This is a genomic window from Acinetobacter gyllenbergii CIP 110306 = MTCC 11365 (assembly GCF_000413855.1).
GTDB classification, from domain to species: domain Bacteria; phylum Pseudomonadota; class Gammaproteobacteria; order Pseudomonadales; family Moraxellaceae; genus Acinetobacter; species Acinetobacter gyllenbergii.
In genome coordinates this window covers 1-22,732 of the sequence record NZ_ATGG01000019.1, presented here as the reverse complement: position 1 = coordinate 22,732, position 22,732 = coordinate 1, and the positions used below count along the sequence as shown (strand labels likewise).

The window sequence follows — 22,732 nt, the reverse complement described above, 5'->3', positions numbered from 1 at the left end:
TCGAAATGAGCGTATTAGCTGCGGAGCATCTTCATTTAACTTTTCCAAAGCAGACCGTACCTGTCTTGCAAGATATCAATCTGAAGATTGAAGAAGGTACGTTGACTGTGATTTTGGGCGAGTCGGGTTGTGGGAAAACAACATTGCTGAATATTTTGGCGGGTTTTCAAAAGCCAAGTTCAGGTCAGATTACACTGGACCATGAAGTGGTGACTGCACCTGATGCGCGCCGTGCGGTGGTGTTTCAGGATCATGCTTTACTACCTTGGTTAAATGTCTCTGAAAATATTGGTTTTGCTTTACAGCTTAAGGGTTTAAAAGCGCAAGAGATTCAGCAGCAAGTCGATGCAATCTTAAAAATCGTGGGTTTAAGCCATGTCGCTCAAGCCAATATTTGGGAATTGTCGGGTGGTATGAAGCAACGGGTGGGGATTGCACGTGCATTGGTGAGTCATGCTGCGTTTATTTTGTTGGATGAACCTTTTGCTGCGCTTGATGCCTTTACCCGTGAAACCATGCAGCAGTTGGTGCTGGATTTGTGGATTGAACAAAATAAGTCTTTCTTCTTGATCACGCATGATATTGAAGAAGCTTTGCTACTGAGCAATCAATTGGTATTGATGACTGCTCGTCCTGGCAAAATTGTCGAAACCTTAAAATTAGATTTCGCGGAACGTTATAAGCAAGGTGAATCGATTCGTGCGATTAAATCGGACCCAAAATTTATTCAATTACGTGAGCAATTATTTGAACGCCTACGTGTGCAGAAACAAGCAGGGCATGAGGTGGCTGTATGACAGGGCAAGCAAAGAATACGGCCTATGAGGTGAATAAAGTCGAGGAACTACAATCGACAAACCAAGCACAGTCGGGTTCGTTTTTTAGTCCAATTGGTGCTTTTTTTACACGCCATCGTAGTTTAGCGCTGAGCCTTTCCAGTGTCTTGAGCGTATTGGTGATCTGGTATTTGATCACGGCATTAAAAATTGTCCCGAGTCTATTTTTGCCGAGCCCACAAGCAGTATGGCAAAAATTTCTAGAAGTCAGCCAACAAGGTTTTATGAAAGCCACTTTATGGCAGCATTTGGCCGCGAGTATTTCTCGTGTTTTGTTGGCTTTAGTGGCTGCGATTGCGATTGGTGTACCGCTTGGCTTATGGATGGGATTGAACAAATGGGTGCGTGCGGTGCTTGATCCATTGGTTGAGTTATTGCGCCCGATTCCACCTTTGGCTTATTTACCCTTATTGGTGATTTGGTTCGGGATTGGTGAAACCACCAAGGTGCTTTTGATTTTCTTTTCGATCCTTGCACCTGTGATTATCAGCAGTACTCATGGTGTACTCAGTCACCAGCTCAATCGTGAGCGAGCGGCATTGTCTTTGGGTGCGAGCCAATCACAAGTGTTTTGGCATGTGATTCTGCCAACCGCTTTACCGCACATCTTGACGGGTATTCGTATTGGTTTAGGCGTGGGTTGGTCAACGTTGGTGGCTTCGGAATTGGTCGCAGCTGATCGCGGTATTGGTTTTATGGTGCAGTCAGCGGCACAATTCCTGATCACGGATACCGTAGTTCTTGGCATTATTGTGATTGCGATTGTCGCGGTTAGTTTTGAATTGTTTTTGCGTTGGTTACAGAAACAATTATCTCCTTGGTATGGCCAACAGTTATAAGTGTGAGTAGTAGAAGATGACCTTAAATATTGAAGTTATTAAACCAACAATCGGTGCAATTATTCATGATGTTGACTTAAACACGGCTGATGAACATACCGCGCAACAAATTCAACAGGCTTTGCTGGATCATCATGTGATCTTCTTCCGCAATCAGCAACTTGCACCTCAGGCGCAAGCGGAGTTGGCACGTAGTTTTGGTTCTTTGCATATTCATCCTATTTATCCATCCGTAGCAAATGTACCTGAAATCATTGTATTGGACAGTTGGAAGCAAGACTTACGTGACAATGAACTTTGGCATACCGATGTCACTTTTAGCCAGAAACCGCCATTGGGCTGTGTCTTACAAGCGATTAAGATTCCACCTGTTGGTGGTGATACACTTTGGTCGAGTGGGGCAGCGGCATTTGCAGCCTTGGATCAAGGTTTGCAGCAAAAGTTAAAAGGCTTAACTGCAACACATGACATTCGTCAGTCTTTCCCGATTGAGCGTTTTGCGCATAATGATGTAGAGCGTCAAAAGCTGGAAGACACATTTAAGCGTAATCCACCCGTTGTTCACCCTGTGGTGAGAACACATCCTGTAACGGGTCAGCCAATTTTGTTTGTGAGTGAAGGGTTCACCACGCGTATTAATGAGCTGGATGAGACTGAAAGTGCTGAATTGCTACAGTATTTATTTGCCCATGCAACTAATGAGCAGTTCCATTTGCGTTGGCAGTGGCAGGTAGGTGATGTGGCGATTTGGGATAATCGTTGCACGCAGCATAAGGCTTTATTTGATTATGGTGAGGCGCATCGGATTATGCATCGTGCCACGATTAATGGTGATGTACCGTTTTATCAAGCAGCAAGTTAAGGTTTGATTTAGCTTAGAAAGCTTGGGTAAAATCCTGAGCTTTTTATTTTATAGTCCGATCGTCTTTGTGGAATCTTACAGAGATCTCATCTTATTTTGGATAAGCATCCGTTTTCTCTCTTACTTTTCAGGGATGAAAAGTAACAAAAATCCTTTGTTTGGCTGATGATACTTCCTTGTATCACAGCCAAACTGGCGGCATCCATGCCGCCGAGCGCGGTAGTGAATATTTGCGAGAATTTAAAATTACAAGAAAAAGCATTTACGGTTCGGTTTTATCTGCATCTGCGCTTGGAAATTTCTAGACCGTTTTATTCTTAGGCATTATGTAAAATGCTCTCTTGTTTATAAACCGAAGGCGCTTGGCCAGTCCAGCGTTTAAAGGCACGTCGGAATTCACGTAATTCGCTAAAGCCTAGTTGTAGGCTAATCTCACTCATGGATAGGTTCTGTTCCAGTAATTGTTTAGCTTTCCGCTCCAACACATTTTGCCGAATTTGTTGAAAACTCAAACCTTCTGCCAATAATTGTCGTCTTAAATGACGCTCGCTGAGGTGTAATTGTTCGGCAGCTTGTTGCATCTCAAAACGTTCAGGTAAATGCTGTTCAATCAAATGATCAAGTAAATGGACGTAGCCGACTTGATTGAGCTGGTCTATTTCTTTTAACGCCTGTTCACAAATCTGTAGTGCAGTTGCATAGTTGGCGGGGCTGTAATTTTTTAAGTTACGCTGCAATAGGCGACTACTAAAACGCATGATATTTTTATCACGGTTAAATTGGACGGGGCAGCCAAAGAGATCACTATATTGTTGTTGATATTCGCTTGGAAAATAGCTGAGTTCAAGACTGATCACATCATCATGATCACCTAGCATTGCATTTAAACAGGTGATGATGCTGCTAAATAATTCATCATAGAAAAAAGCTTTGAGTTCATTGCAGGGAGAGGTTTCAGTGACTTCTAATTCACAGAGATCAGCGTGGATGGAAAAGTTGATATTTAAGACACTACCTGAAATACGATGATAACGCAGCGCAATGTCTAAGGCATCTGCAACAGTCTTGCAGGATTGCATGGCGAAACCGAGAATCCCCATTGAAATTAAACCTTCACTACTGCCAAGCTTTAAACCGAGGTCGGGTTGTTGGTAGGCTGTCATGGCCTGACGTATCACATCACACAATTGAGAGAAGCGAACCACGCCTTGAGTTTGCTGTATTTGTGCAATGTCTAAACCTGAATGCTGAAACCATGCAGCATAATTCCACTGTTGCTGCTCTGCATAATGGATCAGGCTGGCCAGAATGGTGGGTGGAATATATTGCTGTGTTTCAGCGCTATTGATGAATTGTTTAGGCATAAGTCCGTTTTGCCCCCCAAAGAAAAGTGTCTTTAACCCTGTTGGGTATCGCATAATTTTGATTAACTTTCAACAGGCTTTAACACAGTTAGAAAAAGAACTGAGAAAGGGACGCGCCAATGTATCAAGTGGGCTGGGATAAACAACAAATCAAAGTTACACCGAAAGGCTATGCCATGTTTGGTTATGGGCAATGGTCACATCGGGCCTATGAACAGCGCACAGCTTTATTTGCACGTAGCGTGAGTATTGTCGATTCATCCGATCATCGACTGCTGCTTTGTTGTCTTGATTTAGGTTGTATTACCCATGCCATGCGCAGCCAAACGGTAGCGCGACTCACGCAAATCATAGGTACGCCATTTGATGAAAATCAACTGGTGTTAATGGCAACCCATACCCACTCTGGGCCTGGTGGTTGCGGTTATGAAGCTTTATATAATATGCCAACACCCGGTTTTGTGCCTGAGCATCTCAGTGCAATTGTCGAGGCGATTGTACTGAGTATTCAAAATGCGATTGTATCTGAACAAGACACCGAGATTTTCTTGGGCACGCAACATTTTTCAGAACATACCGCTGTGGCATGGAATCGTTCGATCAAAGCCTATAATCGTAATCCAGAGGTTTTGCCACGCACTGATGCCGAAACGCATTTGGCTTTGAATCGTGAAATGCAATTGCTTGGTTTTTATCGTGAACAAAAATTGCAGTCCTTTATTTCATTATTTGGGGTACATGCGACTTGTTTGGGAAATTCCTTAAAAGCCTATGATGGCGATAACAAGGGTTATGCAGCTGCATTTTCTGAGCAGGCTTTAATTGAGCAAGGAGTTGATAATCCAGTCACGATTTTTGCCCAAGCAACCGCTGGGGATGTATCACCGCATTTCCATGGTAAAGATCAGCTCAAGATTCGCAATCAAATTAAAGGTGAGCAGGAGTATCAATATGCGCAACAAAATGGGCGTTATCAGAGTGAATTGGCTTTAACTAGCTTACAGGGGAATATTGCTAAAAATTTGCAAAAAGTTGAAGGCAAGATTGATGCTGTTTTGTCCTATGTGGATCTGACCAATATTGAGATTCCCGATGCATTTGCAGATGGTCAAAAGCATGCAAAGACCAGCCAGCCTTGTCATGGCACCGCATTTTTTGCAGGTACGCCTGTCGATGGTCTAGGTGCGCCTAAACCCTTAATGATGGGGATGCAATTTTTAGCCGATCAATTTCGCAAACAAAAAATCAAACATCCCAAAGCAGCAGACTTTGTAGCATATCAGCAGCTGTATGCATCTCAAGGGCCGAAACGGATTTTACTGGAAGCAGGCGCCAAAAAGATCCTAGGTCAACAGATTGGTTTTCCGCCAAGTATTCTTGATCCGCTGATTGCAGAAATGAACCGACAAGTGAAAGCGGGTGCGATTCAGGACAGTCCTTTAGTCCCAAGTGTGGTTCCCTTACAGATTGTACGATTAGGGTCTTTGGCATTGATATGTTGTCCGGGCGAATTTACCACTATTGCAGGGCAGCGGGTGGTTGATACAGTTAAACAGATGCTTGCCGCACAGGCTTCGATTAAAAGAGTTTGGTTAGCATCGTACTGCAATGATTACATGGGTTATGTCACTACCTATGAAGAATACCAAGTGCAGGCGTATGAAGGTGGGCATACCTTATTTGGTCAATGGTCATTGGCAGCCTGTCAGAGCAAGTTCCAAGGCTTAGCAGAACAGTTATTATTAGAAAAAGATAAACGTCATTACGATGAAATGACACGACCACCGTATATTCCAGCGCAGGAACTCGCAAAACGCACTAATCATGGCAATTTAAAAACTGCCGTTAGCCAAGGAGAGGCAGTATGAGTGATTTAACACAGGGCATTTGGTCAAACTGGTCTGGTTTTCAAAAATCTATGCCGCAACAGATTTTGCAACCTGCCAATATTCAAGAACTACAGTCCATTGTTCAGGCGCAGAAAAAAATACGGGTAGTCGGTGCTGGGCATTCTTTTACGCCGTTGGTGTGTACCGATGCAACCTTATTGTCTTTGGATCATATTGCGGGAATTGCATCGGCTGATCTTGAGCGATGTCAGAGTAGTATTTATGCAGGCACGCGCTTATATGACCTAGACCAACATTTACAGCAGCAATCGATTAATCAGGCGTTGATGAATCAAGGCGATATTGATCAGCAAAGTCTGGCAGGTGCAGTCTCTACAGGCACACATGGCACAGGTGCAGATTTACATTGCATTTCAGCTTATGTTGAAGCTTTTGAGCTATTGACGGCTTCGGGTGAAATCCTAAAATGTAGTCGCACAGAGCATCCTGAAATCTTTGCCGCAGGGCGAGTCTCTTTGGGGTGCTTAGGCATCTTGACCCAAATCACTATGCAAAATCGTCCGCGCTATAAACTCAAAGAACACATTCAACTTTGTCCAGTCGAGGACATGATGCAACACATTCAGCAATGGAAACATCAGCATCGACATATTGAGTGCTTTATATTTTCCTATGAAAAGCAGTTGATGCTGAAAACCTTGGATGAGACAGATGAAGCGGTTTTGCCCCGTAAGGAAAATTTCCCATCGGATGATACCTTACTGACCTTTTGTTCAGAGCTGACCAAAAATTTTCCTTCGTTGAATCCGTACTTACAGAAGCTACTCGGCATTTTTGTTAAACCGACGACCTATATCGATTGGTCGAGCAAGATATTTCCAACACCACGCAATACGAAGTTCAATGAAATGGAGTATCAGATTCCTGTTGATCAAGGGATTGCCTGTCTGGATGAGGTGCTACACGCATTGAGAAGTTATAACGTAGCCACCTTTTTTCCGCTCGAATTTCGCTTTGTCAAAGGGGATGATATTTGGCTCAGTCCGTTTTATCAGCAGGATTCCATTTCGATCTCGGTGCATCAATATCATAAGCAAGACCCGCGTTTGATTTTTGATGTGGTTGAGCCAATCTTGCAAAAATATCAAGGGCGTCCGCATTGGGGTAAAATGCATCAAATGAACAAAACACAGCTTCGGACTTTATATCCCAAGTGGGATGATTTTATGGCTTTGCGTCAGCAGCTTGACCCAGAAGCTAAGTTTTTAAATCCCTATCTGGAAAAGCTGTTTTTAGGTTAAATCGAATTTTTATGAGTTGAAAGTACTTAACGGAATCATATCGAATTCCCATCCAATTAAGGGTGAAGCTTTCAGCTAGATTTACTTTGGTTTCATCCTAAGAAGCATAAGATGTATTTAAACTCTTGCGTTTTGCCAAAGCTTTAGTCGCTTTGGCTTGCTCAGGTTGTAGATGACATTCCCTCGTATAAGATGGTTTTTTTAGGATCACGATTAAATAAAAAAGGTATAGCCATGTTGGATCATTATTTTAAACAACTCAATCTCGATCTAAAAAAACAGGGGATTGCGACTCCGCAACTGATCATCGATGAAGCAGCGTTAAAACAAAATATTCAGCATGTTCAGATTCGTCTTGCTCATGCCAAACATTTACAAGCACGCTTGGTCGTGAAATCATTAGCAAGCCTAGACCTACTTAAGTTGTTATCTGAACAACTGAATACGCAACGCTTTATGGTATTTCACCAACCACATATTGTTTCGATCCTAGAAAATTTTGCCGAAGCCGATATTCTGTTGGGTAAGCCGATGCCTGCTCAAGCAGTCCATCAATTTTTTGATCAGCATGCGGAGTGGTCGAATGCCAAAATTCAATGGCTGATTGATACTAAGCAACGCTTACAGCAATATCTCGAGATCGCTCAGCTCTATTCTCTGTGTTTGGATGTGAATATTGAAATTGATGTTGGTTTACATCGTGGTGGGGTACAGTCGACACAGCAACTAACCGAAATTTTAAAGCTGATTCAACAGTATCCACAGTATTTAAAACTTTCTGGTTTGATGGGTTATGATGCACATGTCACTAAAATTCCAGCCATCATTAAAAAACCTGAATTGGCTTATCAAAGCTCACAGCAAACCTATGCCTGTTATAAACAGTTAATTCAAAAACAGTTCCCAACGCTGTGGCACGATGAGCTTTGTTTTAATGGCGGTGGCAGTCCAACCTTTAGCTTTCATACCACTGAAAGTGTCTGCAACGATTTGTCTTTTGGTTCAATGCTATTAAAACCAAGTGATTTTGACAGTGATTTTTTAAGAGCCTTACAACCTGCGTTATGGATTGCTGCGCCTGTATTAAAAATACTGCCATTTACCCAGCTTCCCTCTATGTCTTTATTGGATAAATTGCCACATAAATGTAAGGCACTGTTTATTTATGGTGGCTATTGGTTGGCTGATTATATTTATCCTCATCAAGCACATACTCACGCATTGTACGGGCGTAGCAGTAATCAGGAATTGGTTAATGTACCGAAGGATTGTGATATTCAAGTCGATGATTTTGTATTTTTAAGACCAACGCAGAGTGAAGCAATTATTCCTCAGTTTTCCGTGTTAAAGCTGTATCGCACACATGCTTTTGAGACATGGCAAACCTTTAGTGAATAACGGTATTGCGATTACCAATATTTGATCTAAAAATCTGCCGTGTATTTGGAGTTTTAAAATAAATCACTCAAATGGCAGCTTTTTGCTTCAGTCAGATTGTCAATGGAATCAACCAAGAGGATGTTAATATCTTTTTCATTTTTATATGCTGCAATTACTTCTGCATAAATCGGCTGTTTGAGTATCGTGGCTTTGGAGAGAAAACTTGATACCGCCTTTTCATTCGACCAGTCTGCATCTTTCAACACATATTCATTCTGTGCAATATCGCATCGTGTCAAAATGGCTTTGTTATCCTTTATCGTTAAGGTGCCCATAAAAATATCCATACTTTCTTTGGGATCAGTCGGATTGGCATAAGTGGTAAAAGGAAAAACGAAGCTAGATATAAATATTGAAAAGACAAGAGCGATTTTTTTCATTGGATTTTTCCGAGAGATGACATTCATTATTAAAATAATGCTTTGAGATTCTAAACTAATCCGTTGATTGAAAGCCAGAAAATAGCCAAGTAGGAGCAAGACCAGAAGCAGATCTGTTCCTATTTGGCTTGATGAGATGTCGTGATTAAAAGTGATAGCCTATTTTCAAACCATAAGCGATTGCACTGTTATCTTTAAAATCGGCCTGTTCAGCAATAGGTTTAATCCCTGGTACAGGAATATAATAGGTACCGTCTTCGGCAACCACATCACCTAACCAGAAGTATTTAACTCCAGCGGCAATAAAATAGTTCGGGGCAGGATTAAACTGAGCGCCTAGACCAATACCCCAAGACCCTTTGGTTGGATTCAACGTGGATGCAGGGTCGCCTGTACCAGAGTCCCAACTGACTTCAGTCGATGCACTCCATTTTTCAGTAAACTGATGTCCAAGTCCGACATTGACCGTCCATTGATCTTTTTGATAGCTGTCTAAATCAAAACCACCCGTATAGCTTCCTTCACTGATCAAACCTGTTAGATACTCCGTAACTGCACCAAACTGAGTAGGGCGGATATGGAAATCTTTCCAGTTGACCCAACGTAGATTGGTATAGAGCAGTGTGTCTTTATACACACCAGTTTGAAAATCAACATTCACCGATTGTGGTGTCGAAATTTTGGTTTTACTTGGCGTAGTTGCTTCTAACGGTTGACCGAACATGGTCTCAGTCACTTGCATATCGTGGTCGATCTTGGAGCGATAGGTCACCGCAGCTTTTAAGGCAATATCTGGAATTTGATAGCTCAGGCCTGCCAGCCAACCGACAGCATGATCCTGTTTAAATTTGGCATCATAGCCATTAAAGGCTTCGCTGTATGAATTACCACGCAGCGCGACATCACCTTTGACCGATTGATAGACGGCACCGCCATAGAGTTGAAAATTGCTAAAAGGATTGACACCCAAAATCATGCTAATACTTTCGGTATCAACATTGACCGATGTGCCTTGCTGGGTAAATTCATTATCCGAAAAGGTATTATTCGATTGTATTGGATAAGTAATATCGGCACCAAAAGGCTGGTCATAGAGCAGACCAAAGCTGATTCGATCAGTCAGTTGGAGTTTGAGTGCGGCACTATAATATTGAAAGCTATTGCCCATATTGCCTGAGTTAAGATTTTGCGGATCATTGACCAGTTCTGGACGATTACGAATTTTTCCTGAAATATCAGCATCAACAGCTGTGGCATTGACCTCGACATAATTGCCATTTTCCAGAAAAGGGAGAATGGATTGTCCCGATTGATCCAGTGCCGCAGCGTGGTTTAATGTACTGATGCACATCCCACAGAGGGCAATCACCATTGGATTGAGTTTCATATTGATCATCCTTGTAAAACTGTGTCTTATTCTTAAACATGCTGTTTTTATTGACGGTCATCTTCTCACTTTCGTGGGAAAGTGAATGCAATGCCTAGGTTTGAGTGAAACATCTTTTACAGGGCTGGAATAGGGTTGAAAATGATCAATATGGGGGGGCGGAGCGGTCAAATCCCTAACTTTGAGACAATAAAAAAACCTTGTGCCGAGACACAAGGTTTTTTCACTTCAAGCAAAGCGTTATTGCTTCACGATCAATACTGGAATGTGTGATTCGGTTAAAACGGCACGGGCCACGCTACCCAGCAATAAACGTTTTACCCCTGTGCGGCCATGTGAACCCATAATAATCAGATCAGCTCCGATTTCATCGGCAACAAAGATAATGCCTTCACTGGCTGTGCCATGATGAATTTTGGTATTCACCTGAATGCCATCACGGACAAAGGATTGAGAAATGTCTTGTAGTTGTGTTTTGGCTTGTGCCTCGGCTTGCATAAAATAATCGGTCACTGCAGGGGCAACCTGATAAAAATCCACACCGACAAATGGGTCAACCGCAACCACACTCAGGATAGTGACTTTTGCCCCAGAGAGTTTTGCTAAAGAAAGCGCATGTTCGACTGCGGCATAGGAAATTGGAGAGTCATCAACAGGAACTAAAATATTTTGGTAAGACATATTTACTCCTTATCGTTTATCGTTGTAAAAATAGAAAACATAACAAGGTGATAACATATTGAGCCTGCACTAGCAAATCAGAACGGCTTAAAAATATATGATAAAACTGAAAATAATGTAGAAAAACAGCATATTCCGCAGCAAAATAGCAGCATAAGAAAATCACTGTATTTTTGTAATTCAGTGGAAAATAAAGCTGAGAGTTAACCATGCAATTCAAGCACGATTTAAATCAGAAGGAAGCTTTGTGTTATTGAGTTTAGAGGCGTTTAAACAACAAAAATTTGACCAGATGGCAGCCAAAATTATGGCTGATCCAGCGTTTTATTTGGATTTTGATTCGGTTTCAGATTTCTACAAAGCGGCATGGTTAGATGCGTTTCCGCAAGGCACCACGTGGTCAGCCACAGGTTTAGATGATGGAGCAGAACATTTTTATGCGGTGATTGAATATGGCGATCATTATCTATATATCAGCCGTATGGAACGGGTCACGGTCAAATTAGGCATACGGCATCATTACAATAAAAATAACTAATCCAAGCAGTCATCCTTTTTTGTCTGATCAGATTTTGTGATCTAAATGAGAATGCTATACTTTTGCGCAATGATGACATCCTAATAAAACGAAATGGACATTTAAAAATGGCACATCAATTTACGGTTAATGAAACAATTCATGGTGTTTCAATTGAGGACTTTTCAAGACTGGTGGCGGATACTTCATTGCATGAAGCAGTGTGTAAACGTATTCCGGGTGAGAACTTGGAAATTATCGAATCGAATATTAATGGTGATATTTATACCTTACGCCGTGAATATAATCTGGATGTCAATATTCCAGAGGTGGCGAAAAAATTATTAAAAAATGCGTTCCGTTTAAAACGTGCTGATATTACCCATTTGAAAAACTTAACCTCGACAGTTGAATTGGGTGCAAACCTGCCTTTGGAAGCGAAGGGCGAGCGCAGTGTTACGGGTGATAGTGAAAAAGTGAATATCTCTTTAACGTGGACGGTTAAAGTTAAAGTACCTTTGATTGGCGGTATGCTAGAGAAGCATGCAGAAGGTGAAATCCGTAAATTCAGCACGCTTGAAATCGAGATCGTGGCCGATGAATTAAAGAAACACCTTTAATTTTGCAGGAAAGAAAGCTCTCCATGTGGGGAGTTTTTTTATTTAGAAGCGCAGGAAGTAGGGAACAATCGAAAGCGCCACGCCAATGATACTGATCATGGCCGTGCTATCAATAAAATAGGTAAAGAGCATCAAGACCAAACCACAGACTAAAGGCACAGTCATTTTCTGCTTTTTGCCATACATAAAATAGCCTAAGCCTATTGAGCTAAAGATGACACCTAGAAATAGTTGAGTTGCATTCATGTGCTTTGCCATGCGTTATTTTTATCGCGAATATATTATGACAAGATTCTTAAATGAAAATTATGGTAACGCGATAAAATATCCAATACGATAATATTCACTATTTGGTCAAAACAATTATAAGGGCGTGGGATGAGTGTAATTCTACCAGTAGCACAACGTGGTGAAGAAGTTCTAAAAATTAAAGCGGCAACGGTCGCGAACGGGGAATTTAATAGTGAATGGTTGTTGCAATTGGCTTCTGCCATGCATGCGACCATGCTGGAGCGTAATGGTGTTGGGATTGCCGCACCGCAGGTCTATATCTCGAAGCGATTGATTATTGTGGCATCGCGTCCCAATCCACGCTATCCCGATGCGCCTGAAATGGATGCTGTGGTGATGGTCAATCCTGAAATTTTAGCGTTTTCTCAAGAGTCTTGTTTGGGTGAGGAGGGCTGTCTCAGTGTGCCCGATGAACGTGGGCAGGTTGAACGGGCACAAGCGGTCAAAGTTCGCTATTACACCTTACAGGGTGAAGTGATTGAAACCACTTTTGAGGGTTTTCCTGCGCGTATTGTTCAGCATGAGGTGGATCATTTGGATGGTATTTTATTTGTTGAGCGTTTGAGTTAGTTATGTTTGTAAGCTCATAAAATCATTACAAAAGCTATAATTTTTATATAATCAGTGATCTGTATTATAACTTTTATCTAAATTAAAACTTGAAACATTTAAAGGCTAGATGACCATGAAAACTCCACTTCCTGATTATTTGGCACATGTGATAGATGCCTGCGATATCGATAATAGTGGGCATCTCGCAGACTATATTCCTGAGTTAGCCAATGCCAATCCGAATCGACTGGCACTGGCCTTATCCACAGTTGATGGTGAGATTTATTCCGTTGGGGATGATGAGATTGAATTCACCATTCAATCGATGTCTAAACCATTTACGTATGCCTACGTGCTACAACAGCTTGGTATAGACGCGGTATTAGAGAAAGTTGGAGTTGAACCTTCAGGCGAAGCCTTTAATGAAATTTCATTGGGTAAAGACCGCCGTCCTAAAAATCCGATGATTAATTCGGGTGCAATTACTACACATTCATTAATACCTGCCAAAGAAGATGTATCAGGCGCAGAAATTTTACGTCGATTTATGAGTGAACTGGCAGGACGTGAGCTGCAATTTGATCATGCGGTATATGAATCTGAGGTAAAAACGGCTTACCGTAATCTCTCGATTGGTTATATGTTAAGAACCGTGGGGATTTTGGAATCCGATCCTGAAGAGATTGTGAACGGCTATATTCGCCAATGCGCGATCTTGGTCACGGTCAAAGATCTAGTGCGGATGGGCAGTGTTTTTGCCAACGGTGGAGTTGATCCAAAAACTGGTAAACGCCTATTGAATCGGGCAGTGGTACGCCAAGTCCTGAGTGTGATGATGAGCTGTGGGATGTACGATGCAGCGGGGGATTGGCTCACAACGGTGGGTATTCCTGCTAAAAGTGGCGTGGCAGGTGGAATCTTGGGTGTGTTGCCAGGTCAGGTGAGTATTGCAGCCTTTTCTCCTCGACTCGATGAACATGGTAACAGTGTACGTGGCATAGATATCTTGGAGCGGCTCTCCCGTGATATGGGCTTGCATTTGATGGAAGGCACGCCGTCTGCGCAAACCATTGTGCAGAGCCATTATCGCACTGGAAAAGATGCATCTTTGAGTGTGTATGTGCTTCGCGGTGTATTGAAATTTACTGAAGCGGAAATGTTGTTACGGACCTTGCAATGTGAGCCTGTCGATAAAAGTTCTATTGTGATTGATTTAACTCAGATTTCCTTGATTCATGATGTCGGAAAACGGATGTTTTTAGAAGGTATTGATCGCTTGATTGATGATGGTCATAATTTGCTGTTAGTTGATCCTGAGCAGCGTTTGGATCATGCACGAACGCATAAAGATCGGGTGTTGCATGTTTATCAGAATCTTGAGGATTTGATTGAAAAGCATAAAGAGCTGTAGGCGTAGAGAGCCTATATTGAAATGATATAGGTTCTAAATTAGTGCGATGTTTTTCCGATGTAAGGTTTAAACATCGTATTAAATAATATTGTTGGTTGAATTGTCGCTTGTGGGGCGTATTTACTTCAAATTTTATTTATACTGAGCCGATTAGTTTTTGCAGAATATCTAAAATGAAAAATAAAATATTGGGTTTAGCATTGATGAGTATGGTTTCACAGCCACTCTTTGCAGCTCCATTTGTTCAACCTGTGATTCAGGGTAAAACGTACAATAATTGGGAGGTGCCTATACGTTCATTGGGTAAACCGAAAAGTGTTGTTAAAGGAAAACCAGATGAATGTAACGGTGGCTATTTCCCTGATGAATATGATTATGGCAGTTTTAAACTTTTAGACACGGGTGTCATTAAAGAGGTTTATTTTAGTCAGAACAATGCGCTAGTGTTTCATGGGCAAAAGATTCGTAGTGGGATAGATCAAAAGAGTTTTATGCAACAATTCAAAAAATATGAATTGTGGATGGATGCTGAAAATAAGAATGCTGTTTATAGTGGGCTGGCTGAAAGTGGAAATGATTCAATAGAATTTGTTTTTAAAAATGGAAAACTTCTAAAATATAAGTTGTTCTTTGATGATTGTTAATTTTGGAAGATTAAGTATACAAGATTGGTAAGCTAAAGATTTAGCTGTCTTTTATTTCTTAATTTTACTCTAACGTTGAATTGATTAGATGAAGCCTTATAATAAAAATCTAAAGCAAGCATCTCGAAATTTAAGAAGCAATATGACAGATGCTGAGCAACTGCTATGGCAAAGAATAAGACGTAAACAGATACTAGGATTACAGTTTTATCGACAAAAACCGATTCTAAACTTTATTGTAGATTTCTATTGTCCCACAGCAAGTTTAGTAATTGAATGTGATGGTGGGCAGCATTACACCGAAATAGGGTTGGAAGCTGACCAAAATCGTGATTATGCTTTAAGTGAATTAGGTCTGATCACTTTAAGATTAAGTAATCATCAGATTTTGACTGAGCTTGATGTTGTAGTAGAGCAGATTTATTATGTGATTCGGCAAAGGTTAGAGCCATTCTAATCCCGCTATATAAGAGGGAAGCTTTGCTGTGAATTGGACCTATATCGTGGATTCGCGCCGCTCCCTCCTTTTTAAAGGAGGGTTGGGGAGGATTGTTATACTAGAGATCATCAATTTGATCATATTCTGTATCAATTTCATATGTGGTGTAATGTACAGTTTGGGTGAAAAAAACATCCTCTTGAGTTCTATATTGAGCAAAAAATATAGGATTATCTAATGTGCTTTTAGAAAGACTTATATCTATATAGTCAACTTCATAGCAATCTGGTTCTCGTCTAATAATTTCTGCTAACTTCTGTAAATATGGTGAAAATTTTTGGTATTCCAGTTTTAAGGTGGAAGGATCGACTGCTAATTTACTGATAGGTGCTATTGAATATTTATACTTTACACTAGTTGGAAATTTATCTTTTATTTGTTTAGCTTCTAGCTCAAAAGAATTTGGTTTTAATTGCATTTGAAAATATTTTATTTTTCTGCCTTGTAAAGCCTGCATTAACAGTTCTATATCTTCTTTTGGGGTTTTTAATCCAAAATATATAGCTTTTACAGCTCTGAAATCATATGTAGTTAACCCTTGGTTTTCTGTAATAATTCTTAATTCATTCTCGTATTCCCAGCGCTGAGATTTAAATCCAAGCATTATTCTAATTAATTTATCAGAGTCATTTTGATTTATAATATTTGAAAGATCTAAATTAGGGATGCTATTCGTATATTGAACGTCAAAAAATCGATGTCTAGGATTTTGGTTTGATAACAGTCTTTCTAGATCGTATTCAATACAAAAACCATTATGGCTATCAGCATAATGTGCCCACAGAAGTTCATCATCATAACGTCTACTTAAAGAAAAGATACCAAGTTTACTATCTTTCATATCTATAATGTTTTTAAGACATTGCTCGATTAAAGTTATATTGTTTTTGTTTTGAGGGAAAATATCTTTAAGAACATTAATTTGTTGCTGGTAGGCACTACTAGTTATTAGTCCTTCACAAGGATCATTGAGTTGTTTTGTATTTGATGCCCAAAACTCATTATTTTTTAAAGATTTTAGATCTCTTTCAAATGCACCACCACGATATTTATATACCAACATATATGAATTCCTCTTGAATTTATTACAATTATAATTTTTTCTTTAAATAATTTAGACTTAATCATGTTTTCTTATTCAATCCCTCCCAACCTCCCTTTAAAAAGGGAGGAGCTGTCACGTAATTTATTAGATACGTGAAAGTTCCCCTCTTTTTTAAAGAGGGGTTAGGGGAGATTAGGAGTCTAACTTAACCAATCGAATCATCTAAATTCGGTGCTAACCAACGCTTCGCTTCGTCCAGTGTCCAGCCTTTACGTTTCGCATAATCCTCAAGCTGATCTTGAGAAATCTTACCCACGTTAAAGTATTCACTTTCAGGATGCGAATAATAGAAACCACTGACAGAAGAAGGTGGCATCATGGCAAAGTGTTCAGTCAACTTGGTACCGATCTTCGCTTCCGAACCTAACCAGTCAAATAACACCGCTTTTTCAGAATGCTCTGGGCAAGCTGGGTAACCTGGTGCAGGACGAATACCAACATACTTCTCTTTGATCAGCGCTTCATTATCCAAAGTTTCATCAGCTTTATAGCCCCAGAATTCTTTGCGGATACGCTCATGCAAATGCTCGGCAAATGCTTCGGCGAAACGATCAGCCAAAGACTGAACCAAGATTGCTGAATAATCATCACCTTTGGCTTTATATTCATTTGCCAATTCTTCTGCACCAAAGATCGATACAGTGAAACCACCAAGATAATCAGTATTCTCTTTAGAGGTGCTAATAAAGTCAGCGAGAGATAAGTTCGGTTTGCCTGTCACTTTGTCAGATTGCTGACGAATATGCTCAAAAGTATGCGTCACTTTTTGACCAGTTTCATCAAACACGCTGACTGTATCCGCAGCTGTACGTTGTGCAGGGTATAAACCAAACACCGCACGCGCATCGAAACGATGATTCTCGATAATGTCTTTCAACATTTCTTGTGCTTGGTTATATAAATCAGTTGCCGCTTCACCGACCACTTCATCTGTCAGAATTTTCGGGAATTTACCTGCCAAGCTCCAAGAGATAAAGAATGGTGTCCAGTCAAAATATTCAACCAAGGTCGCCAATGGATAGTTGGTAATCACTTGCGTACCTAAATGATTTGGAATCGGTGGCACATAGTTGTCATCCACCTTGAAACCATTTTCAATTGATTCGGCATAGCTGAGTTTGGCTGCTTTCGGTTGCTTATTGGCTAGGCGTTCACGAATCTTGGCATATTCAGCACGATGTTCTGCTATAAAATTGCCACGCATTTCTTTCGAGAGCAGGGTCGTTGCAACACCCACTGCACGAGAAGCATCTGCCACATAAATCACAGCATCATTCTGATATTGCGGATCAATCTTCACTGCGGTATGCGCTTTCGATGTGGTCGCACCACCAATCAACAGTGGAATGTCAAAGCCTTTACGTTGCATTTCTTTGGCAACAAACACCATTTCATCCAAAGATGGGGTGATTAAACCAGACAAACCGATGATGTCGCATTTCTCATCAATCGCAGTTTGCAGGATTTTTTCCGCAGGAACCATCACGCCAAGGTCAACGATGTCATAACCATTACAACCCAAGACCACGCCCACGATATTTTTACCAATATCATGTACGTCACCTTTTACAGTTGCCATCAACACTTTACCTTTCGACTGGCTACCCGTTTTTTCAGCTTCGATGTACGGGTTTAGCCATGCCACGGCTTGTTTCATCACACGTGCAGATTTCACGACTTGTGGCAGGAACATTTTACCTGAACCAAACAGGTCACCAACCACGTTCATACCATCCATCAATGCGCCTTCAATCACATCGAGTGGGCGTTTGGCTTTTAAACGGGCTTCTTCGGTATCTTCATCAATATACGTGGTGATGCCTTTAACTAAGGCATATTCAAGACGTTTTTCAACCGATTCATTACGCCATTCAAGGTTTTCAGCTTCGCGTTGTGCACCAGTATGACCACGGAATTTTTCTGCCACTTCAAGCAGTTTCTCTGTGGCGTTTTGACCAGACTCACCTTGGTTCTGGTTTAGAACAACATCTTCAACCGCTTCTTTCAGTTCTTTTGGAATATCGTCATAAATCGCCATTTGACCCGCATTCACGATCCCCATGGTCATGCCTTGTTTAATGGCATGGTAAAGGAATACCGAGTGAATCGCTTCACGCACTGGTTCATTACCACGGAAAGAGAACGATACGTTAGAGACACCGCCTGAGATCATGGCATGCGGCAAGTTTTGTTTGATCCAACCTGTAGCCTCAATAAAGTCGACACCATAGTTGTTATGTTCTTCAATCCCTGTTGCCACGGCAAATACGTTCGGGTCAAAAATAATATCTTCAGCAGGGAAGCCGACATCATTGACCAAAACATCATAAGAACGTTTACAGATTTCACGCTTCCGTGCAGCGGTATCGGCCTGACCTGTTTCATCAAAGGCCATCACAATAATTGCAGCACCGTACTGACGGCATAGGCGCGCTTTTTCGACAAACTCGTCATAACCTTCTTTCAAGGAAATTGAGTTAACAACAGGTTTACCTTGTACACATTTTAAGCCTGCTTCAATGATTTCCCATTTCGATGAGTCAATCATGATCGGCACACGAGAGATATCTGGTTCAGATGCGACAAGGTTGAGGAAATGCACCATCGCATTTTGCGAATCGAGCATCCCTTCATCCATGTTGATGTCGATGATCTGTGCACCAGCTTCAACTTGTTGTTGAGCCACTTCTAAAGCTTCGGCAAAGTTCTCTTCACGGATTAAACGTAAGAATTTTTTTGAACCCGTCACGTTGGTACGTTCACCAACATTCACGAATAATGAATTTTCATCAATGTTAAATGGTTCTAAACCACTTAAACGGCAAGCAGGAACAGTTTCAGGCACTTGGCGTGGCTGAATGTCTTTGACTGCATTATAAATAGCACGGATATGGTCGGGTGTGGTACCACAGCAACCGCCCGTGATATTGATCAAACCACTTTCAGCAAACTCTTTGATGAATGCTGCCGTTTGTTCAGGCGTTTCATCATATTCACCGAAGGCATTCGGTAAACCAGCGTTTGGATGGGCAGAAATAAAGGTATCTGCAACATCAGAAATCGTTTTCACATGTGGACGCATGGCATCTGCACCCAAGGCACAGTTAAAACCAATCGACAGTAAATCACCATGACGCACCGAGTTCCAGAACGCTTCTGCGGTTTGACCTGTTAAGGTGCGGCCAGATGCATCGGTAATGGTGCCTGAAATCATCAACGGCAGTTCATGACCAAGTTGCTTGAAGACTTCCTTCACCGCAAAAATTGCAGCCTTACAGTTCAAAGTATCGAATACGGTTTCGATCAACAGAATGTCAGCACCGCCTTCAATCAAGGCATGGGCAGCTTCAATATAATTTTCTTTGAGTTCATCAAAGGTAATATTACGGAATGCAGGGTCGTTAACATTCGGTGAAATTGAACAGGTACGTGAAGTGGGGCCGAGTACGCCTGCAACAAAACGAGGTTTATCTGGGGTCGAGTACTTGTCACAGGCTGCACGTGCTAAACGTGCCGCTTCACGGTTGATCTCTGGAACAAGATCTTCCATGTGGTAATCCGACATTGAAACACGGGTGCCGTTAAAACTGTTGGTTTCAATAATGTCCGCGCCTGCATCTAGGTAGGCTTCATGGATACCTTGAATAATCTGGGGTTGGGTTAAAACCAATAAGTCGTTATTGCCTTTCAGGTCTGATGCCCAATCTGCAAAACGTTCACCACGATAATCTTCTTCTTCTAATTTATGGCGTTGAATCATGGTTCCCATCGCACCATCAATAATCAGGATACGTTGGGCAAGAAGTGATTGTAGGGTGGTAAGCGTGGACATTCAGAAACCCCAGTCGATGATGAAGATAAAAAAGCAGGGGCATTGTAACAGAAGCGAGGCAAAAGCGCGTATTTTCAGCAGTCAGCAGTGATGATTCATTGGTTCATTTTAAAATGTCATAAAAGCTTCATTTAATTGTCACAATTGAGATAGATAATGCCTAAAAAGCAAACAGTTTGTTCGAAATATGACAGTTTGATTTCATATTTCTTTGCATTTGTTGCAAAATCAGACAAACAGTTCTATCGCTGTTTTTGAATTTATAATGCATTGTTTTTTATTAATTAAAATAAAGAGTAGGGCGGGTTTATCGCAAGAAAATACAAAAAAATGTGATGAAAACATGAAATTTTGGCTTTATGTGACAGTCCTTTGTCATATAATTGTCATAATTTAATTAAACAATACAGGGGATTTTATTATCCTCTAACCGTCTACATGAATTCTAATCTTCCTCCTGTTTCGGATTCACCGCTTGCCAGCTCTCAGGCAAAATCGACGAATGTACATGTACCAACACCGAAATTTTTTATGCCGGTGTTCTTAACTGTTATTGTTGCGACACTGATTTATATTGGTTTTCAGCTCAGTGCTGACTTGGCACATGTACCGCCTTTAAGTTTATATTCAGTTATTCTTTTATCGACGGCACTCTTCATTGCTTTAGGCTTTGAGTTTGTAAATGGTTTTCACGATACGGCAAACGCTGTAGCGACGGTTATCTATACCAATGCATTACCTGCTCCAGCAGCAGTGATGTGGGCTGGTTTCTGTAACTTCCTTGGGGTTATGGTGGCGAGTGGCGCAGTTGCGTACGGTATTATTGCATTACTCCCTGTAGAGATGATCATGAATGTCGGCAGTGGTGCTGGCTTTGCGATGGTTTTTGCTCTGTTAATCGCGGCAATCCTATGGAATTTAGGGACGTGGTTTTTGGGGATTCCTGCATCAAGTTCACATACCTTAATCGGTTCGATTTTGGGTGTGGGCATCATGAACCATATCTTGAATGCGTCTGCTGGTGCGACCAGTAGTGGTATTGATATGGATCAGGTGATTAAAGTAGGTAAGGCTTTATTGTTCTCGCCATTGATTGGTTTCGCCTTTGCAGCAATCCTATTCTTATTGGTGAAGAAAGTCTTTAAACGCCAAATGGAGCTGTTTCAGCCACCAGAAGGCAATAAGCCACCACCACCACTGATTCGTGCTATCTTGATTTTTACCTGTACAGGTGTAAGTTTTGCGCATGGTTCAAACGATGGTCAAAAAGGCATGGGCTTGATCATGTTGATCTTGATCGGTTTGGTTCCATTGGCTTATTCATTGAATAAAAACTTAGATGCTCAGCATTTACAGTCTTTCGAGCAACTTTCTTCACAAACTGCGACGGTTTTAAATGTTAATCAAAACGAGCTGACAGATGAAAAAGCGCGTGATGTATTAACCAAGTATATTCAAACCAAAGAGCAGACTGCTGAAGTTGTACCTGCACTTGCAAGTATGACGGCTCATTTAGGTACACGTGTTGCAGGTTATGGCGATCTTAAAGCGATTCCTGAAGCTGCTGTCAGTGAAATCCGCAATGACATGTATTTAAGTACGACAACGTTCAAACGTTTAGACAAAGCGGAAGCTTTACCAGAAATGGATAAAGAGCAAGCGAAAGTGGTTAAAGAATATCGTAGTAGCTTGGATTCATTCCTCCAATATATTCCGAACTGGGTGAAAGTTGCGGTAGCACTGGCACTTGGTCTAGGTACAATGGTGGGTTGGAAGCGTATTGTAGTGACTGTTGGTGAGCGTATTGGTAAGAACCATATGACTTATGGTCAGGGGATGTCGGCTGAATTGGTCGCAATGAGCACCATTGCTGCGGCGGATGGCTTAGGTATGCCAGTATCAACCACACACGTGTTAAACAGTGCGGTTGCAGGGACCATGGTTGCGAATCGATCAGGCTTGAACTTCGCAACGGTGAAAACCATTCTTTCAGCGTGGATCTTTACCTTACCCGCGACGATTGCATTGTCAGGTGGTTTATACTGGTTGTTCTTACAATTCGTTTCTTAATCTTGAATTTCTAAGTTTAAAACAGAATTTAAAAGCTTTGCTTCGGCAAAGCTTTTTTTATTTCTGTGACTTTCATTTTTCTTCAAGGTTGTCTGATTTTAGCTATGAGTTGTCTTTTTAAAGTGGGTGAGCATACTTTTGTCAATTTATGATGCCCTGAATGGCTGAATGGCTGAATGGCTGAATGGCTGAATGGCTGAATGGCTGAATGGCTGAATGGCTGAATGGCTGAATGGCTGAATGGCTGAATG

General features: G+C 41.3%; 20 protein-coding genes. 13 read left to right on the top strand and 7 right to left on the bottom strand.

Translation table 11 applies throughout. The features are described from left to right. Nucleotides 1-5 precede the first annotated feature (5 nt). From F957_RS08325 to tauD, 3 genes are read left to right on the top strand one after another with little or no spacing between them, the layout of a single operon-like run. Entirely contained in the window at nucleotides 6-797 is a 792-nt protein-coding gene (locus F957_RS08325; RefSeq protein ID WP_004661032.1) for a taurine ABC transporter ATP-binding protein, read from the top strand. Further along, nucleotides 794-1,675 (top strand): taurine ABC transporter permease TauC, encoded by an 882-nt coding sequence (gene tauC / locus F957_RS08330; RefSeq protein WP_016541757.1) that lies wholly within the window; start codon nucleotides 794-796, stop codon nucleotides 1,673-1,675. Before F957_RS08325 ends, tauC begins: the two co-directional genes overlap by 4 nt. Nucleotides 1,676-1,691: 16 nt before the next feature. Next, nucleotides 1,692-2,537: a taurine dioxygenase gene (gene tauD / locus F957_RS08335; protein ID WP_016541756.1), complete on the top strand. Its 846-nt coding sequence runs from the start codon at nucleotides 1,692-1,694 to the stop codon at nucleotides 2,535-2,537. A gap of 317 nt (nucleotides 2,538-2,854) precedes the next feature. Here tauD and F957_RS08340 read toward each other — a convergent pair whose 3' ends face one another. Continuing rightward, nucleotides 2,855-3,955, bottom strand: a complete 1,101-nt coding sequence (locus F957_RS08340) for an AraC family transcriptional regulator (protein WP_016660416.1) — start codon at nucleotides 3,953-3,955, stop codon at nucleotides 2,855-2,857. Between the two features lie 65 nt (nucleotides 3,956-4,020). Here F957_RS08340 and F957_RS08345 point away from each other — a divergent pair, with 65 nt between their 5' ends. The 3 genes from F957_RS08345 (at nucleotide 4,021) to F957_RS08355 (ending at nucleotide 8,450) form a co-directional block, all read left to right on the top strand. Next, nucleotides 4,021-5,769 (top strand): neutral/alkaline non-lysosomal ceramidase N-terminal domain-containing protein, encoded by a 1,749-nt coding sequence (locus F957_RS08345; RefSeq protein WP_016541753.1) that lies wholly within the window; start codon nucleotides 4,021-4,023, stop codon nucleotides 5,767-5,769. Further along, on the top strand, nucleotides 5,766-7,052 hold the full coding sequence (locus F957_RS08350; protein WP_016541752.1) for a D-arabinono-1,4-lactone oxidase: 1,287 nt from the start codon (nucleotides 5,766-5,768) through the stop codon (nucleotides 7,050-7,052). Before F957_RS08345 ends, F957_RS08350 begins: the two co-directional genes overlap by 4 nt. A gap of 234 nt (nucleotides 7,053-7,286) precedes the next feature. Next, nucleotides 7,287-8,450, top strand: a complete 1,164-nt coding sequence (locus F957_RS08355) for an alanine racemase (RefSeq protein WP_016541750.1) — start codon at nucleotides 7,287-7,289, stop codon at nucleotides 8,448-8,450. Nucleotides 8,451-8,503: 53 nt separating this feature from the next. On the opposite strand, the gene F957_RS08360 is transcribed toward F957_RS08355, so the two are convergent. From F957_RS08360 to F957_RS08370, 3 genes are all read right to left on the bottom strand, one after another. Then, on the bottom strand, nucleotides 8,504-8,872 hold the full coding sequence (locus tag F957_RS08360; protein ID WP_016660415.1) for a hypothetical protein: 369 nt from the start codon (nucleotides 8,870-8,872) through the stop codon (nucleotides 8,504-8,506). A 145-nt stretch (nucleotides 8,873-9,017) separates the two neighbouring features. Next, the gene (locus F957_RS08365) at nucleotides 9,018-10,259 is read right to left on the bottom strand and encodes an OmpP1/FadL family transporter (protein WP_016541748.1); all 1,242 of its coding nucleotides are present in this window, start codon (nucleotides 10,257-10,259) and stop codon (nucleotides 9,018-9,020) included. 240 nt (nucleotides 10,260-10,499) lie between these two features. Next, nucleotides 10,500-10,940, bottom strand: coding sequence for a universal stress protein (locus tag F957_RS08370; RefSeq protein ID WP_016541747.1), 441 nt, complete (start codon nucleotides 10,938-10,940; stop codon nucleotides 10,500-10,502). 247 nt (nucleotides 10,941-11,187) lie between these two features. Here F957_RS08370 and F957_RS08375 point away from each other — a divergent pair, with 247 nt between their 5' ends. Together F957_RS08375 and F957_RS08380 are read left to right on the top strand one after the other, a co-directional pair. Further along, complete coding sequence (locus tag F957_RS08375) at nucleotides 11,188-11,478, top strand: hypothetical protein (protein WP_016541746.1); 291 nt, start codon at nucleotides 11,188-11,190, stop codon at nucleotides 11,476-11,478. A gap of 107 nt (nucleotides 11,479-11,585) precedes the next feature. Next, complete coding sequence (locus F957_RS08380) at nucleotides 11,586-12,077, top strand: DUF2505 family protein (protein WP_016541745.1); 492 nt, start codon at nucleotides 11,586-11,588, stop codon at nucleotides 12,075-12,077. 42 nt (nucleotides 12,078-12,119) lie between these two features. Here the strand turns inward: F957_RS08380 and F957_RS08385 are convergent, their stop codons facing one another. Then, nucleotides 12,120-12,323 carry a hypothetical protein gene (locus tag F957_RS08385; RefSeq protein ID WP_016541744.1) on the bottom strand — a complete coding sequence of 68 codons (204 nt, stop codon included), beginning with the start codon at nucleotides 12,321-12,323 and terminating at the stop codon, nucleotides 12,120-12,122. Nucleotides 12,324-12,455: 132 nt separating this feature from the next. Here F957_RS08385 and def point away from each other — a divergent pair, with 132 nt between their 5' ends. The 4 genes from def to F957_RS08405 all read left to right on the top strand — a co-directional run bounded on the left by def (nucleotide 12,456) and on the right by F957_RS08405 (nucleotide 15,432). Beyond that, entirely contained in the window at nucleotides 12,456-12,938 is a 483-nt protein-coding gene (gene def / locus F957_RS08390; RefSeq protein ID WP_005273808.1) for a peptide deformylase, read from the top strand. 115 nt (nucleotides 12,939-13,053) lie between these two features. Then, a complete protein-coding gene (locus tag F957_RS08395; protein WP_016541743.1) occupies nucleotides 13,054-14,331 on the top strand; it encodes a glutaminase in 1,278 nt (425 codons plus the stop codon). Nucleotides 14,332-14,504: 173 nt separating this feature from the next. Further along, a complete protein-coding gene (locus F957_RS08400) occupies nucleotides 14,505-14,975 on the top strand; it encodes a hypothetical protein (protein ID WP_016541742.1) in 471 nt (156 codons plus the stop codon). A gap of 88 nt (nucleotides 14,976-15,063) precedes the next feature. Further along, the gene (locus F957_RS08405; RefSeq protein WP_016541741.1) at nucleotides 15,064-15,432 is read left to right on the top strand and encodes an endonuclease domain-containing protein; all 369 of its coding nucleotides are present in this window, start codon (nucleotides 15,064-15,066) and stop codon (nucleotides 15,430-15,432) included. Between the two features lie 100 nt (nucleotides 15,433-15,532). On the opposite strand, the gene F957_RS08410 is transcribed toward F957_RS08405, so the two are convergent. Both F957_RS08410 and metH read right to left on the bottom strand, forming a co-directional pair. Next, the gene (locus F957_RS08410; protein ID WP_016541740.1) at nucleotides 15,533-16,537 is read right to left on the bottom strand and encodes a DUF2971 domain-containing protein; all 1,005 of its coding nucleotides are present in this window, start codon (nucleotides 16,535-16,537) and stop codon (nucleotides 15,533-15,535) included. Between the two features lie 187 nt (nucleotides 16,538-16,724). Continuing rightward, entirely contained in the window at nucleotides 16,725-20,411 is a 3,687-nt protein-coding gene (metH, locus tag F957_RS08415; protein WP_016541739.1) for a methionine synthase, read from the bottom strand. 438 nt (nucleotides 20,412-20,849) lie between these two features. Between metH and F957_RS08420 the strand changes: the two genes are divergently transcribed. Further along, nucleotides 20,850-22,481, top strand: coding sequence for an inorganic phosphate transporter (locus tag F957_RS08420; protein ID WP_016541738.1), 1,632 nt, complete (start codon nucleotides 20,850-20,852; stop codon nucleotides 22,479-22,481). The last annotated feature ends 251 nt before the right edge of the window (nucleotides 22,482-22,732 follow it).

Coding starts and splice junctions, on each gene's coding strand:
- F957_RS08325 (WP_004661032.1), top strand. CDS start 6: ATGAGCGTATTAGCTGCGGAGCATCTTCATTTAACTTTTCCAAAGCAG.
- tauC (WP_016541757.1), top strand. CDS start 794: ATGACAGGGCAAGCAAAGAATACGGCCTATGAGGTGAATAAAGTCGAG.
- tauD (WP_016541756.1), top strand. CDS start 1,692: ATGACCTTAAATATTGAAGTTATTAAACCAACAATCGGTGCAATTATT.
- F957_RS08340 (WP_016660416.1), bottom strand. CDS start 3,955: ATGCGATACCCAACAGGGTTAAAGACACTTTTCTTTGGGGGGCAAAAC.
- F957_RS08345 (WP_016541753.1), top strand. CDS start 4,021: ATGTATCAAGTGGGCTGGGATAAACAACAAATCAAAGTTACACCGAAA.
- F957_RS08350 (WP_016541752.1), top strand. CDS start 5,766: ATGAGTGATTTAACACAGGGCATTTGGTCAAACTGGTCTGGTTTTCAA.
- F957_RS08355 (WP_016541750.1), top strand. CDS start 7,287: ATGTTGGATCATTATTTTAAACAACTCAATCTCGATCTAAAAAAACAG.
- F957_RS08360 (WP_016660415.1), bottom strand. CDS start 8,872: ATGAAAAAAATCGCTCTTGTCTTTTCAATATTTATATCTAGCTTCGTT.
- F957_RS08365 (WP_016541748.1), bottom strand. CDS start 10,259: ATGAAACTCAATCCAATGGTGATTGCCCTCTGTGGGATGTGCATCAGT.
- F957_RS08370 (WP_016541747.1), bottom strand. CDS start 10,940: ATGTCTTACCAAAATATTTTAGTTCCTGTTGATGACTCTCCAATTTCC.
- F957_RS08380 (WP_016541745.1), top strand. CDS start 11,586: ATGGCACATCAATTTACGGTTAATGAAACAATTCATGGTGTTTCAATT.
- F957_RS08385 (WP_016541744.1), bottom strand. CDS start 12,323: ATGAATGCAACTCAACTATTTCTAGGTGTCATCTTTAGCTCAATAGGC.
- def (WP_005273808.1), top strand. CDS start 12,456: ATGAGTGTAATTCTACCAGTAGCACAACGTGGTGAAGAAGTTCTAAAA.
- F957_RS08395 (WP_016541743.1), top strand. CDS start 13,054: ATGAAAACTCCACTTCCTGATTATTTGGCACATGTGATAGATGCCTGC.
- F957_RS08400 (WP_016541742.1), top strand. CDS start 14,505: ATGAAAAATAAAATATTGGGTTTAGCATTGATGAGTATGGTTTCACAG.
- F957_RS08405 (WP_016541741.1), top strand. CDS start 15,064: ATGAAGCCTTATAATAAAAATCTAAAGCAAGCATCTCGAAATTTAAGA.
- F957_RS08410 (WP_016541740.1), bottom strand. CDS start 16,537: ATGTTGGTATATAAATATCGTGGTGGTGCATTTGAAAGAGATCTAAAA.
- metH (WP_016541739.1), bottom strand. CDS start 20,411: ATGTCCACGCTTACCACCCTACAATCACTTCTTGCCCAACGTATCCTG.
- F957_RS08420 (WP_016541738.1), top strand. CDS start 20,850: ATGAATTCTAATCTTCCTCCTGTTTCGGATTCACCGCTTGCCAGCTCT.